This window comes from Haemophilus parainfluenzae (assembly GCF_003252755.1).
Lineage (GTDB): Bacteria > Pseudomonadota > Gammaproteobacteria > Enterobacterales > Pasteurellaceae > Haemophilus_D > Haemophilus_D parainfluenzae_N.
Genome location: NZ_QEPT01000002.1, coordinates 63,917 through 78,364, shown reverse-complemented (window position 1 = coordinate 78,364; position 14,448 = coordinate 63,917). Strand labels below are relative to the sequence as shown.

Genomic DNA, 14,448 nt, shown 5'->3' with positions numbered 1-14,448 from the left:
AAACAAAACTTGACCAAAATCAAAAAGTTATCATACAGAACCAGTAGAATCGATGAGGCATATACCACAAAAAAGGAGAGGTGCCTTATGAAGACTCGTCTATTGCTTTCTAGCTTACTTATCGCATTAAGCACAACATCATTTGCCCAAATACATAAAGCGCATTGGTCTTATAATGGAAAAGAAAGCCCTGAACATTGGGGTGATTTGCTCACCGAATATCAAACCTGTAAGATAGGGAAAGTTCAATCGCCAGTTAATCTTGAAGCAGATAATGGCATGAAAGTGGCAAATAAACCACTTAAGATGAATTACTTCCCTGCTGCTTATCAAGTAGAAAACAACGGACATACCGTGCAAGTCAGTGTTGCACAAGAAAATGCACCATTTATTACTCTCAACAATAAACCATATTATTTAAAACAATTTCACTTTCACACACCAAGTGAACATACCTTTAAACGCCAACATTATCCTTTAGAAATTCATTTTGTCCATCAAAGTGAAGATAAAGCTTTGGCGGTTGTTGCTGTAATGGTCAATGAAGGTGAAGCGAATCCGGCATTAGCGCCAGTAGTTGAGAAAAAACTCACCGTTGGACAAAAAGAAAAATTGGCTCAACCGCTTGATATTCAAGCGCTAATGCCAAAAGAGATGGCTCGCTTCCGCTTAAATGGATCGCTCACTACTCCACCTTGTAGTGAAAACGTGGCTTGGACCATTTTTAAAGCACCAATTCAAGCAAGCAAAGCACAAATTGCCGCGATAGAAGAAATGGAAGGGAAAAACAACCGCCCAACGCAACCATTAAATCAGCGTGATGTGGAAGTTGAACAATAAATAAAAAATGCGTGGATAGCCTCCACGCATTTTTATTCAGATTAGAAAAGATTAAAGGTGAATATTACCATCATAAATATGAGTGGCATCACCAGTCATATAAAGCGGTGAGCCTACGCTTTCCCATTCAATAAGTAAGCTACCACCTGGTAGATCAACTTGCACTTTGTTATCCAGTAAACCTTGCATAATCCCTACAGCCGCTGCCGCACAAGCGCCACTGCCACAAGCTTGCGTTTCACCAGCACCACGCTCATATACACGCAACTTAATGTGGTTACGATTGACGACTTGCATAAATCCAGCGTTTACCCTTTCAGGAAAACGTTCGTGACTTTCTAAGAGTGGACCTAACTCTGCTACATTGGCCGTTTCAATATCGTCCACTTGAACAACACAATGTGGATTACCCATTGATACTGCACCACAAAGCACCGTTTGAACATCTGTACGTAGAATATAATTTTTTTCAAATTTGTTTGCTGTAAAAGGAATTTTATTCGGTTCCCAAATCGGCTCGCCCATATTGACGCGAATTTGCCCATCTTCTTTTATCGTTAAAACCATCTTTCCTTTTTGCGTGCTTACTGCAATATCCTTTTTATTAGTCAGCCCTTTTAAGGTGACAAAACGTGCAAAACATCTTGCCCCGTTTCCACATTGCGATACTTCGCTGCCATCCGCATTAAAAATACGGTAATGGAAATCCAAATCCGGATCATAAGGTGGCTCAACAATTAAAAGCTGATCAAAACCAATGCCACGATGACGATCGGCTAAGCGTTTAATAGTTTCAGGGGTAAAATAGGCATTTTGTGTCACAGCATCAACAACAACAAAGTCATTGCCAAGGCCATGCATTTTGGAAAACTGCATGTTTCCTTCCTTGATTTGAAAACTTTTTGGCATTATAGAGAGCAATAAGCCGAATGGCAAATAGCCATAATAGACAAAGTGCGGTCAAAAAACACTTTATTTTCCTACCGCACTTTCATCATTACATCCAAGCGTTATTGCGGATAATCCCTACTGCAATACCTTCAATTTCAAAATGAGGCTGTTCCTCAAGATTCACCACAATCGGTTGAAACTCTTCATTTTCTGCATGCAGATAAATAACAGAACCTTTACGCTCTAAGCGTTTTACTGTCACTTCATCTTCAATTCGTGCGACAACAATCTGTCCATTTCGCACATCTTTTGTGCTATGAACAGCAAGAAGATCGCCGTCTAAAATACCGATATCTTTCATGGATTGGCCATATACTTTTAATAAAAAGTCAGCTTGTGGTTTGAACATATTAGCATCAACACGATAAGTACCTTCAATATGTTGCTCAGCCAAAATTGGTTCCCCAGCAGCCACGCGACCGATGAGCGGTAAGCCTTCTTCTTCCTCATCATTTGCACTGTCATCAACAATGCGAATACCGCGAGAAGCCCCCGCCACAATTTCAATAGCGCCTTTACGAGCAAGCGCTTTTAAGTGTTCTTCCGCCGCATTAGGGGATTTAAAGCCTAATTCACGAGAAATTTCTGCACGAGTTGGCGGCATACCCGTGGTTTCTAAATGTCGTTTTAAGAGTTCCAGCACTTCTTGTTGTCTGGCAGTTAATGGTCTCATATACACTCCTGTTACTTTATACAGAATAACTGTTAGTATATACAGAAAGATAACGATTGCAACAACTATTTTCTGGAGGTAAAAGTGCGGTCAATTTTTTTCATATTTTTGAGTGTTCATCATAAATCTCAAATGTAAATTTTTAGAATTTGACTGGTCGAATGTGTTAAAATGCCTGATAATACCTAGAAATGTCTAACAAAAAGAGAATATTAATTATGTCTGGCATCGTAAGTACTTATCGTAAATTATTAGAATTACCGCTTTCGGTTTTAGTAAAAAATAATCCTATTCCCGCTCAACCCATCGAAGAGCTTCAACTCAATATCAATCAACCTATTCTTTATGTTTTACCTTATACCTCTCAAACTGACTTCGTGATTTTCCGTCGTAACTGTTTGAGCGTAGGTTTACCTGATCCGGCTGAAAAGAATGTGATTGATGGCGTAGCATTACCACGTTATGTCTATTTAGACGAAGGTCGTCGTTTTTTTAAATCAAAAGGCGCAAAAGATGAAACGGTCAAGGTGTTCAATAAGTACTTAGAATTGCATCGTGATATTGCTGATTTAGATGTGCAACTGATCCCGGTTTCTGTGCTTTGGGGGCGTTCGCCTGGTAAAGAAGATAAAGCAAGCTTACCAAATCTGCGTCTATTGAATGGCATTCAAAAAACCTTTGCAGCAATTTGGTTTGGGCGTGATACCTTTGTACGTTTTTCTCAAGCGCTCTCTTTGCGTTACATGGTAAATGAGCATGGTTCAGATGAAAAAATCGCACAAAAACTTGCTCGTGTGGCTAAAATACACTTCGCTAAACAACGCATTTCGGCAACAGGCCCTCGCCTACCAAACCGCGAAGCAATGTTTAATAAACTCTTAAATTCCCAAGCGATTCAAAATGCGATTGAAGATGAGGCAAAATCAAAAAATATCAGCCGTGAAAAAGCCTATGCTGAAGCTGAAAAAATTCTTCATGAAATCGCTGCAGATGTTAGCCATTCAAGCCTTCGTGCAGCGGATCGTTTCTTACGTTGGTTATGGAACAAACTCTATTCAGGTATTAATGTACAAAATGCGGACCGTGTGCGTAAACTGGCACTAGAAGGACATGAAATTGTTTATGTGCCTTGTCACCGTAGTCACATTGACTATTTATTACTTTCTTATGTGCTCTATCACCAGGGTCTTGTACCGCCACATATTGCAGCAGGTATTAACTTAAACTTTTGGCCTGCGGGACCTTTATTCCGTAGCTGGGGAGCATTCTTTATTCGCCGCACCTTTAAAGGCAATCGCCTTTACTCTGCGATTTTCCGTGAATATTTAGGGGAATTATTCCACCGCGGTTATTCTGTCGAATACTTTATTGAAGGAGGCCGTTCTCGTACTGGCCGCTTGCTCGCACCGAAAACTGGCATGATGTCGATGACACTACAAGCGCTTCAACATAATCAAACGCGTCCAATTTCTATAGTGCCAGTATATATCGGTTATGAGCACGTATTAGAAGTAGATACTTATGCGAAAGAATTACGTGGCGCGGCAAAAGAAAAAGAAAATGCAGGCTTAGTTTTACGTGTGATTAAAAAATTGCGCAATTTAGGCCAAGGTTTTGTGAATTTTGGTGAGCCAATCACACTGTCAAATTACCTTAGCCACCATTATCCTGAATGGAAAGAACAACATCATGAAGATAAACCGCTGTGGTTTAACCAAGCAGTGGGTTCTATTTCTAATCAAGTGATGATAAATATCAACAAATCGGCAGCAGTCAATGGGATGAATTTAGTGGGGACAGCACTCCTATCTTCTCGTCAGCGTGCACTTTCTCATGAACAGTTATTAGAACAACTCTCTAGTTATCAAGAGATGTTAAAGAATGTCCCGTATTCTACTGATGTGGTGCTTCCAACTGATACACCAAAAGCGATGCTTAATCACGTATTAAGCTTAGATCGTGTTGGCGTGTTAGTTGAAAAAGATAACTTTGGGGAAATTATTCGTTTAGAACGTAATTCTGCTGTTCTCATGACGTATTACCGAAATAATATTCAACACTTATTTGTGTTACCTTCACTTGTTGCGAGTATCGTTTTACATTATGAAGCAATCCAAAAAGATTTATTATTGGATGCGGTACGTAAAATTTATCCATTCTTAAAAGGTGAACTCTTCCTTCATTTCAATGAAGAAGAATTAAATACACAAATTAAAGCCATTATTGATGAATTTGCGCGTCAAGAGGTTATCCAAGCCAATGATAATTTCTTATCTATCCACCGCTCTAAAGTGCGGATTTTACAACTTTGGTCTGCCGGTATGCGTGAAATATTACAACGTTACTACATCACTGTGAGTATTTTACGTAAAGATCCTGGAATTGCTCGTGGCTTATTAGAAAAAGAAAGCCAATTAGTGGCACAGCGTCTTTCTGTATTACACGGTATTAACGCACCAGAGTTCTTTGATAAAGCTGTCTTCTCGGCCTTCATTGCTAACTTAAAAGAAGAAGGTTATTTCGATGATGACAAAGAAAAATTACACGAACTTGCTACAATCTTAGAGCATTTAATTTCTAGCGAAGTTTGCTTAACAATTAACAGTGCTGCAGACAAAGCAGATGACGTTGAGATTGAAGTAGAAGAAGAGGATAAATCAAGTAAAGATGAATAATCTTTACTTGGAATAATAAAGGGCGTGTTGAATATTCTCAACACGCCCTTTTCTTTACACGACTAATTATTTAACCAGAAATAATATCCTATTGTCGCAATAACGAGTATACACACAATATTTAAGATAAATCCAGCTTTAACCATATCACTTTGACGAACTTGTCCCGTACCGAATACGATCGCATTTGGTGGTGTTGCCACCGGTAACATAAAGGCACAAGATGCACCTAAACCGATGATTAAAGCAAGACCAATTTCCGGCATACCAAGAGATTGTGCAATAGAAATAAAGATTGGCACTAATAATGCCGCACTCGCGGTATTAGAAGTAAATTCAGTTAAGAAAATAATGAAGGTTGCGACCAATAAACCAATGAGGTAGTAATGTTGCCCTTGAACTAAGAACACAATACCATCAGCTAATACTTTACTTGCACCAGAATCTTTTAAGACTGCACTTAAAGTTAAGCCGCCACCGAAAAGCATCAATACGCCCCAGTCCGTACTTTCTTGGATTTGTTTCCAATTTGCCACTCCAGTTGAACAAATAATGACAGCTGCAAGTAATGCGACCACACTATCAAAACTACCAATATTTTTAGCAAGGCCAAATACACCTGAAATGATTGGATTAATATAGCTACTAAATACCCAACAAAGCGCAATGAGACCAAAAATTACAAGCGTTAAAACACGTTGGCCATTCATTTCAATACGTTCAAAATTTTGCTCAAAATGTAAATGAAGTTTTGGTTTAAACACAATGAAAAGTGTACCCACCATCAATGGCATTAAAATCACCATAATTGGTAAGCCATACCATAACCAATCAGAGAAGGTTAAATGTAAGTTACTTGCAACGATAGCATTTGGTGGGCTACCTACTAATGTACCCATACCACCAATACTCGCACTATATGCAATCCCTAATAATACGAAGACATAAGTATTATGTTCTTTTTCTTTATCAAGCTTACTTAAGATCCCCATCGCTAGAGGCAACATCATGGCTGCTGTTGCTGTGTTACTCATCCACATGGAAAGGAAAGCAGTAATGGAGAAAAGATACATAATAGCTACAAATAAATTTCCACGAGCCATTGCCATGATTTTATTGGCAATCATTTTATCGAGCTTTTGTATATGTAAAGCTGTCGCTAAAGCAAAGCCACCAAAGAATAAGAAAATGGTTGGATCGGCAAAAGCTACTAAAGCTTGTTTCGTCGACACTAGATCAAGTGCAATCGCAATCAATGGTACCAATAACGCAGTAACTGTTACATGCAATGCTTCAGTTAACCAAAGGATCGCCACAAAGGCTAATAGTGCTAAACCAGCATTTTCCTTAGGTGCGAAAGGTAAAGATTTTAATAAAATGAAAAAACATGCTATTGCCAGCAGAAAAATAATACCACTTTTATAATTTTTTGTTGTGTTTGTTTCGTTCATGAGTCCCTCCAAACTGATTACAAATGAACTATTTTTGATGTTAAATGAATGTTACAAACTTTCAACTAACAAATGTTTAAAATGTGATCTTGTTCAAAAAAATTTTAACAAAAAAAGTGCGGTTATTTCTAACCACACTTTAAAAAGTGTTAATAATTTCAAAACTATTCTTCTTCAAAATCGCCTAAATCTAATGCTTCTTGTGAAAGAATAATACCCGTTAAATCAGCGTAAATATAATCTTCAGGGAAGAAAGTCACACCACCAAAATTCACAGGAAGATCACTTTCTCCATGATTATTTTCTTCTGCGCCAACTGGAATTGGTGCGAGTGCATGAATACCAATATCAATATTTTCAAGTTGTTGAATTTGGCGTACTGCACCATAAACAATAATGCCCGCCCAGTCATTATCTGCAGCAAGTTGCGCAAGTTCTGCGTCAATTAAAGCTCGACGTACCGCGCCGCCGCCATCTACGACAAGCACTCTGCCATTACCATTTTCTTCGAGAATTTCGGCAATTAATCCATTATTTTCAAAACATTTTACTGTCGTCACTTTGCCGTAGAAATTGCTTACACCACCGAAGCTAGAAAAAATAGGTTCAACTACATCCACTTGATCAGCATAGATATCACAAAGTTCTGAAGTATCAATATACATAATGTTCCCCTTGTCGTTAAAATTTTTTCTCTAGTATAAGCCGATTTAGCCGATAAGCAAGCCTAAACTAAACAAGATATTGATAAATAAAGAAATCATCGACATCTGAGCCAACATCGGACGCAACACTGCGGGCTCTTTGCTGCGATAAACAAATAAGGCGTGTTTTAATAATAATGGAAATGCCAATAAAAATAAGAAATGCCAAGAACTAAATGCTGTTGATGTAACAAATAGTACATAACATAAAGCAGCAACGCTTAATAAAATACAATGATAAATACGTCCTTTCTTCGGACCAATACGCACAACCAGGGTATTTTTTCCTACTTTCGCATCTTGCTCAATGTCTCGTAAGTTATTGATATTTAAAACCGCTGTTGCTAATAGACCAGAGCCAAGCGCAGGTAAAGTAATTAAGCTATCAATGCTGTGAGTTTGGAGATAGTAAGTTCCACCTACACCTAATAGTCCAAAAAAGAGCAGCACTGACAGATCGCCTAAACCTAAATAACCATAAGGTTTCGCTCCAACGGTATAAGTAATGGCAGCAATAATGGCAAGAATGCCCAAACCTGCAAAGGCCAATAAATCTGTTAGGTTTTGATATGCGATACCAATTAAGAATGCACCTGAAAAAAATGAACTCACTGCCATTAAAATTAAGCCCCACTTAAGCTCATTCGCGGAAATTGCACCTTGCTGAATACCACGTAAAGGCCCAATACGTTCTTCGGTATCTGACCCTTTTTGATGATCGCCATAATCGTTAGCAAAGTTGGAAAGGACTTGCAATAAAAGGGTGGTGAGCAAGCAAAGTAACATCACGGTGAGATTAAAGCTTTCTTTATCAGCCCAATATGCCAACGCTGAGCCAGTAAAAATAGAAGCCAATGCCAAAGGCAAGGTTTTTGGGCGAGCGGTTTCCCACCACATTTTCAATTTATGATTTGTCATTTTTTTTGACCGCACTTTTGATTACAATAAAGGGCGTATTCTACACGGAAATTGCCTTTTTATGAATGATTTAACACTGATGCTTCACCCAATTGCGGTAATTCACACACCTTACAAAGAAAAATTCTCGGTGCCACGCCAACCAGATTTAGTACAAGATGGTATTGGCATCGTGGAACTGCTCCCTCCGTATAATTCGCCAGAAGCGGTACGAGGCTTAGAACAATTTAGCCATCTTTGGCTTATTTTCCAATTCGACAAAATACCACATGGGAAATGGCAATCCACTGTTCGTCCCCCTCGTTTAGGCGGCAATCAACGTGTCGGTGTATTTGCTTCACGCGCTACACATCGCCCAAACCCGCTAGGCTTATCCAAAGTTGAATTACGCCAAGTGGAATGTATTCATGGACGTGTTTTCCTGCATTTAGGCTCCGTGGATCTTGTCGATGGCACACCTATTTTTGATATTAAGCCCTATATTGCCTATGCTGACAGCGAGCCAGAGGCAAAATCAAGTTTTGCACAAGAAAAACCACCTGCAAAATTAAACGTAGAATTTACAGAAATCGCCCAAAGTGCGGTAGAAAAATATCACAAAAATCGACCGCACTTAGCAAGATTCATTACGGAAGTGATCGCTCAAGATCCCCGCCCGGCTTATCAACAAGGCAAAGAAACCGATCGTATTTATGGCATTAGTCTGTACGAATTTAATATTAAATGGCGCATTAAAGTAGGGACAACAAATTGTGTGGAAATTTTGGATATCCAAAAATTAAAAGAACAAAAAAGCTGACTTTCGTCAGCTTTCTTTTAATCGTTTTAATTCTGTCTAATCCGGTAATGCATTCAGCACAGCTTTCACAAGCGTTGCCAACGGAATAGCGAAGAATACGCCCCAGAACCCCCATAATCCGCCGAAAATCAACACCGAAATAATGATTACTAAAGGATGTAGATTAACGACTTCAGAGAATAAATACGGCACCAACAAGTTTCCATCTAGAAGTTGACTCACCGCAAAGGCCACAATTAAATACCAAAACGTTGGGGAAATGCCAAACTGGAACATGGCGACTAAAGCAACGGGAATCGTCACCAATACCGCACCAATATAAGGGACTAAGACAGAGAGACCTACGACAACAGAAAGTAACAGCGGATAATTTAAACCAAAGCTTAAAAAGATAATATAAGTCACCACGCCAACAATCAAAATTTCTAACAATTTGCCATGAATATAATTCGCAATTTGTTGCTGCATCTCATTCCATACTTTAGACGCTAAAAGACGGTTTTTAGGTAAAAAGCGACTCACTCCAGCAAGAAGCTCAGTTTTATCTTTCAGCATAAAGAACATCATTAATGGCACTAAAAACGCATAAATTCCCAGTGATACAAGGTTCATTAATGAGGTAATCGACAATTTCACCGCAGATTCACCGAAGCCCAAAATCTTCGCACGAGCAGCACTAAAAAAGGTGTCAATCATGGTGTAATCAATGAGTTCAGGATAATGCTCAGGAAGGGCTAACAACCATTCATGTAACTTATTGAACATGGCCGGCAAATCACTTAATAAGGAAATCGTTTGATTCCATAATGTTGGCACAAGCCCGAAGAAAATTAATAACGCCAAGGTTATAAATCCACCAAAAATGACTAACGTAGCGAGCATTCGAGGAAATTTTAATTTTTTCGTTAGAAAATTAATCGGCATTTCCAATAAATATGCTAATACAATGGCAATCAGCAACGGGGCGATTAAATCACTAAAGAAATAAATCGCAATAAAGCCAAACAACAAAATGGCAAGTAGCCCCATCGCCTGCGGATCGCTTAAGCGGCGGCTATACCAATTTTTTAGCATTTCTAACATAAAGTCTTCCTAAACAAGTATTTTTTGTCATTATAAGTTAAAATTTAAATCAATCCTATATCCACTCATTCAACATAAAATAGAAGGAAACGTTATGTCTGTTAAGATTTATCATAATCCGCGCTGTTCAAAAAGCCGTGAAACTCTAGCTTTATTAGAAGAAAAAGGCATTCAACCGACTATCGAACTTTATTTACAACAACACTACTCTGTTGAAGCATTACAGCAACTGGCTAATAAATTAGGATTGGATGATGTCAGAAAAATGATGCGTACCAAAGATGAGCTTTATCAATCATTAGGGTTAGATAATCCTGCATTAACTAATGATGATTTATTAAAAGCCATCAGTGAAAATTCAGCCCTATTAGAACGCCCAATTGTGGTAAAAGGTGAAAAAGCCAAAATTGGACGACCGCCTGAAAGCGTACTCGCCATTTTGTAATTCTATTCATTTTCGCTATAATGACTTGCCGTGAAATACTTCACGGCAATTTTTTAGAGGTAAATATGACAAAAAAAACAAAAAGTGCGGTTGAAAATCAGCCCATTTATCAACACACCAAAGGTGTCGTGAAAGATAATGCCGTGATGGTACTATTACACGATAAATTATTTCGCCAACGCATTGAGAGAAAACGTAAAGGCAAAGGCAGTTATCAACGCAAAGCAAAATATGCGAGCAATTGGTTTGAAAAGCCCGATGATAAAGTTTTTAATTTCAGAAATTTTATCATCGGTTTTTTCGTTTCAATTTCAGTATAAAAAATAACAAACAGAGGAAGTCTATATGTCAATCAAAACAGAAGTTTTATTTAACAATACTTGGAATGTCCGTATCAGTGATCCAGGTGAAGAAGGTGCTCAAAGCCACTTTTTTGAAACCATTTATCTCACGCTCACGGCTTATTTTGAAGGCGAAAATGTGCGTTATGAATTTGTGCGTAAAGTAGAAGATCAAGTAAAAATCAAACGCTCATTTAGGGAATTAGGTGAGTTATTCAAATTCTTAGGTGATTATTTGGATCCTGTTTCTCTTGGTAACCTAGGCGTAAAAATTGGTCACTTAGGCGTGAAAGCCGAATAAATCTTTTCCAATAAAAAAGTGCAGTCAAATTGAACCGCACTTTTTATTTCTCAACTCATATTATTGTGCAAGCAATACACTTAATGCTGAATACAAGGATTGAGCCGCTTCATTTGGTAGTGTCTTGCCGTCTTCATCAGTGATCACAACCGCACTTTGTTTACCCACTGCGGAAATTTGCATTCGATAAACACCTTTTTCTAGATTAGGCGGATTCACACCTAAACGTAACCACTCTTGTTTATCTAATGGTTTATATTTCAATTCGCGATAACCACGACCGGCTGATTCAGATGTTGCGTTAAAGCCTAATTTCGGTAAAGTTGAACCTAAACGTTGCCATGCTTGGCCAAAACTTGCATCCATACCTAATGCCATTCTACCATTCGCATCAGTAATTAAACCTGATTGGAAAGGCCCCGCTGAGGCGTTATTTAGATCTTGTTGTTGCTTGTTATAAGCGCTGGTTAGAGCAGAAACAAAGCGATTTAAACGATCAGATGCATAGCGCTGTTTATCTGCTTGATTTGGTGTGTAAATCACACCATCACGACGCATTTGCTCGACAGAAACCGCTAACGCACTTGCATCTTGCGCCGTAACTTGTTCAATTTTATAACGGATCTCTGTATTGGCTTTATCATCTGCACGACCTGTTGGCGCCCAATCGCTAATTAATACCGCACCATTTAAAGTTGAATTCGTGCCTTCTTCTTTCAATAAACGCTCAACTTGCTTGAGATTATAAAGCTCTGCTTGTGCATCCGTATAAACAATCAATGCACGTTCACCATCAAATTGTGTTAAAGAATTTTTAATAATCGCTAATGGGGTTGAAGGTGGGCGAATATCTACGCGTTCTTTTTTCGCATTAAGCTGAGGAAGTTCATAAGTCGGATCGGCTTGCGGCAATGTTATACCGCCGCTTGCTAAAGGTGAAAAGCTCGGTATTTCACGATCAGAATTTTGATAAGTGTCGTTAGCCGTCTGCATTTTTTCTACGCTGTTTGAACACGCCGATAACAATGCTGAAGCGACTAAACTCAGTACGATTTTTTTCATTCCTTAAATCCTTCAATAAAAATAATTAAAATAATGACCGCTCTTTGACAAATAAAAAAGTCGAAAGTTTAAAGGGCTGTAAAAACAACCCTTTAATTCATTAAATTAAGCCAGCAACTTTTAATGCTTCTTCTACTTTTACTTGAGCGCTTTCGCTTAACACAGTAAGAGGTAAACGTAAATGTGGAGTCTTAATTAAACCTAAACGATATGCTGCCCATTTGACAGGGATTGGATTTGATTCAATAAATAAATTCTTATGTAAAGGCATTAAACGGGCATTAATTTCTTCTGCTTTCGCAAAATCGCCCGCTAAAGCATAACGACACATTGCCGCCATATCTTTTGCTGCGAGGTTATTCGTCACCGAAATAACACCTTCACCGCCTAATTTCATGGCTTCTAAACCTGTTGCATCATCACCGCTTAACACGATGAAATCTTTACCTGCTAATTCTTTAATAGCAGTAACACGTGAAACATCACCCGTCGCTTCTTTAATGCCCACAATGTTATCAATTTGAGCTAAACGCGCCACGGTTTCAGGTTTCATATCACTACCGGTACGACCTGGTACATTATAAAGAAGTTGTGGTAGGTCCGTACATTCGGCAATGGCTTTAAAATGTTGGAACATGCCTTCCTGAGTCGGTTTATTGTAGTAAGGCACTACAGATAAACAACCGGCCACGCCACTATCACGTAATAATTTTGTCATCACGATAGCTTCGCTTGTTGCATTGGCGCCGGTGCCTGCGATAATTGGGATACGACCTTTTGCTAACTCAACTGTCTTTTCTATCACTTTCACATTTTCTTCAATGCTTAATGTTGCAGATTCTCCTGTTGTGCCTACCGATACAATAGAATTAGTACCAGCATCGATATGAAATTCAATGAGTTTTTTTAATGTTTCAAAATCAATATTCCCGTGGTTATCCATCGGGGTTACTAAAGCAACAATACTGCCTGAAAATAAAGGTTTTTGCGTAGTCATAAGTACTCCATTCACATCTATTCTGCATTTAATAATATTTGAAAATACTCAGTTATAATCGCTAAAATAGTCTGAATTTACAAATCATTTTTCTCATTTTTAAGGATTTTTTATGAAAAAATTACAAGTGGGTGATTTAGCGCCGCAATTCACACTCTTAAATCAAGACAATCAACCTATTTCACTCAGCGATTTCAAAGGTAAAAAAATCCTCGTGTATTTTTATCCAAAAGCCTTAACACCAGGCTGTACAACCCAAGCCTGTGGTTTGCGTGATGCCAAAAGTGAACTAGAAAAATTAGGTGTAGTTATTTTAGGCATCAGTACAGATTCCCCTAAAAAACTCGCTCAATTTGTTGAGAAAAAGTCACTCAATTTCACTTTACTTTCTGATGAAGATCACCAGGTTGCCGAGCAATTTGGTGTATGGGGCAAGAAGAAATTTATGGGGCGCACTTATGATGGTATTCATCGTATTAGTTTCCTCATTGATGAACAAGGTAAAATTCTGCACGTTTTTGATAAATTCAAAACAGGTGAACATCATCAATTTGTCCTAGATTACTTACACTCTCTTTAAAATACTGCTCAAACAACCGCACTTCTGTGATTTATCTCAAAGTGCGGTCAAAAAATCGTTCATTTTTCTAATTTATATTTACGCTCTATTTTCCATTTGGTAAAATTCCCAATCTAATTGAAATTCATTCTCAATTAATTTTGAGTTTTTATTAAACATTCAAGGACTATCAAATGCTACAACTTTTTGAGTTTTTACAACAATACAGTGATTACATTATTATTGGACTTCTACTTGTTATGAGTGTAATCATGCTTGCAGCCGTGATTGAGCGTTTTATCTTTTTAAAGCGTGTGGACGTAGCAAAATATTCCAATATTCACGCACTTGAAATTGATTTAAATCGCAATATGACGGTGATCTCCACTGTCGGTGCTAACGCACCTTATGTTGGTCTATTAGGTACGGTAATTGGAATTTTATTAACTTTCTTCCAAATTGGCCATGGTGATGGCGAAGTCGACGCAGGTGCTATTATGATGCACCTTTCTCTTGCATTAAAAGCAACCGCACTTGGTATTTTAGTCGCTATTCCGTCTATGATGTTCTATAACGGCTTAGGTCGTAAAGTAGAAGTTAACCGATTGAAATGGAAAGTATTAAACGCTCAGAAAGATAAGGAATAATC

General features: G+C 38.3%; 16 protein-coding genes. 8 read left to right on the top strand and 8 right to left on the bottom strand.

Annotated elements, in window-relative coordinates; genetic code table 11:
* The first annotated feature begins 87 nt into the window (after window positions 1-87).
* A complete protein-coding gene (locus DPV95_RS02635) occupies window positions 88-840 on the top strand; it encodes a carbonic anhydrase (protein ID WP_049368222.1) in 753 nt (250 codons plus the stop codon).
* Window positions 841-891: 51 nt separating this feature from the next.
* On the opposite strand, the gene dapF is transcribed toward DPV95_RS02635, so the two are convergent.
* Together dapF and lexA are read right to left on the bottom strand one after the other, a co-directional pair.
* A complete protein-coding gene (gene dapF, locus DPV95_RS02630; protein WP_049368223.1) occupies window positions 892-1,716 on the bottom strand; it encodes a diaminopimelate epimerase in 825 nt (274 codons plus the stop codon).
* A 121-nt stretch (window positions 1,717-1,837) separates the two neighbouring features.
* Window positions 1,838-2,464: a transcriptional repressor LexA gene (gene lexA / locus DPV95_RS02625; RefSeq protein ID WP_005696887.1), complete on the bottom strand. Its 627-nt coding sequence runs from the start codon at window positions 2,462-2,464 to the stop codon at window positions 1,838-1,840.
* Window positions 2,465-2,682: 218 nt separating this feature from the next.
* On the opposite strand from lexA, the gene plsB reads away from it, so the two are divergent.
* On the top strand, window positions 2,683-5,139 hold the full coding sequence (plsB, locus tag DPV95_RS02620) for a glycerol-3-phosphate 1-O-acyltransferase PlsB (protein WP_049368224.1): 2,457 nt from the start codon (window positions 2,683-2,685) through the stop codon (window positions 5,137-5,139).
* 62 nt (window positions 5,140-5,201) lie between these two features.
* Here plsB and DPV95_RS02615 read toward each other — a convergent pair whose 3' ends face one another.
* The 3 genes from DPV95_RS02615 to DPV95_RS02605 form a co-directional block, all read right to left on the bottom strand.
* Window positions 5,202-6,590 carry a DASS family sodium-coupled anion symporter gene (locus DPV95_RS02615; protein ID WP_049368225.1) on the bottom strand — a complete coding sequence of 463 codons (1,389 nt, stop codon included), beginning with the start codon at window positions 6,588-6,590 and terminating at the stop codon, window positions 5,202-5,204.
* Window positions 6,591-6,754: 164 nt separating this feature from the next.
* Window positions 6,755-7,255, bottom strand: coding sequence for a ribonuclease E activity regulator RraA (gene rraA / locus DPV95_RS02610; protein WP_049368226.1), 501 nt, complete (start codon window positions 7,253-7,255; stop codon window positions 6,755-6,757).
* Between the two features lie 45 nt (window positions 7,256-7,300).
* Entirely contained in the window at window positions 7,301-8,212 is a 912-nt protein-coding gene (locus tag DPV95_RS02605) for a 1,4-dihydroxy-2-naphthoate polyprenyltransferase (protein ID WP_049368227.1), read from the bottom strand.
* A gap of 61 nt (window positions 8,213-8,273) precedes the next feature.
* Between DPV95_RS02605 and tsaA the strand changes: the two genes are divergently transcribed.
* A complete protein-coding gene (gene tsaA / locus DPV95_RS02600) occupies window positions 8,274-9,011 on the top strand; it encodes a tRNA (N6-threonylcarbamoyladenosine(37)-N6)-methyltransferase TrmO (protein ID WP_049368228.1) in 738 nt (245 codons plus the stop codon).
* A gap of 36 nt (window positions 9,012-9,047) precedes the next feature.
* Here the strand turns inward: tsaA and DPV95_RS02595 are convergent, their stop codons facing one another.
* Window positions 9,048-10,094, bottom strand: a complete 1,047-nt coding sequence (locus DPV95_RS02595) for an AI-2E family transporter (protein ID WP_049368229.1) — start codon at window positions 10,092-10,094, stop codon at window positions 9,048-9,050.
* Window positions 10,095-10,188: 94 nt separating this feature from the next.
* Between DPV95_RS02595 and arsC the strand changes: the two genes are divergently transcribed.
* The 3 genes from arsC (at window position 10,189) to DPV95_RS02580 (ending at window position 11,181) form a co-directional block, all read left to right on the top strand.
* A complete protein-coding gene (gene arsC / locus DPV95_RS02590) occupies window positions 10,189-10,539 on the top strand; it encodes an arsenate reductase (glutaredoxin) (RefSeq protein ID WP_049363360.1) in 351 nt (116 codons plus the stop codon).
* A 65-nt stretch (window positions 10,540-10,604) separates the two neighbouring features.
* Window positions 10,605-10,859, top strand: coding sequence for an alternative ribosome-rescue factor A (locus DPV95_RS02585; RefSeq protein ID WP_049368230.1), 255 nt, complete (start codon window positions 10,605-10,607; stop codon window positions 10,857-10,859).
* A 25-nt stretch (window positions 10,860-10,884) separates the two neighbouring features.
* Window positions 10,885-11,181 (top strand): DUF5377 family protein, encoded by a 297-nt coding sequence (locus DPV95_RS02580; protein ID WP_049368231.1) that lies wholly within the window; start codon window positions 10,885-10,887, stop codon window positions 11,179-11,181.
* Between the two features lie 60 nt (window positions 11,182-11,241).
* On the opposite strand, the gene bamC is transcribed toward DPV95_RS02580, so the two are convergent.
* Both bamC and dapA read right to left on the bottom strand, forming a co-directional pair.
* The gene (gene bamC / locus DPV95_RS02575) at window positions 11,242-12,243 is read right to left on the bottom strand and encodes an NlpB/DapX family lipoprotein (RefSeq protein ID WP_049368232.1); all 1,002 of its coding nucleotides are present in this window, start codon (window positions 12,241-12,243) and stop codon (window positions 11,242-11,244) included.
* Window positions 12,244-12,343: 100 nt separating this feature from the next.
* Window positions 12,344-13,240, bottom strand: coding sequence for a 4-hydroxy-tetrahydrodipicolinate synthase (gene dapA / locus DPV95_RS02570; protein ID WP_049368233.1), 897 nt, complete (start codon window positions 13,238-13,240; stop codon window positions 12,344-12,346).
* 112 nt (window positions 13,241-13,352) lie between these two features.
* Between dapA and bcp the strand changes: the two genes are divergently transcribed.
* Both bcp and exbB read left to right on the top strand, forming a co-directional pair.
* Window positions 13,353-13,820 (top strand): thioredoxin-dependent thiol peroxidase, encoded by a 468-nt coding sequence (gene bcp, locus DPV95_RS02565; RefSeq protein ID WP_049368234.1) that lies wholly within the window; start codon window positions 13,353-13,355, stop codon window positions 13,818-13,820.
* Between the two features lie 173 nt (window positions 13,821-13,993).
* On the top strand, window positions 13,994-14,446 hold the full coding sequence (gene exbB / locus DPV95_RS02560) for a TonB-system energizer ExbB (protein WP_005696904.1): 453 nt from the start codon (window positions 13,994-13,996) through the stop codon (window positions 14,444-14,446).
* The last annotated feature ends 2 nt before the right edge of the window (window positions 14,447-14,448 follow it).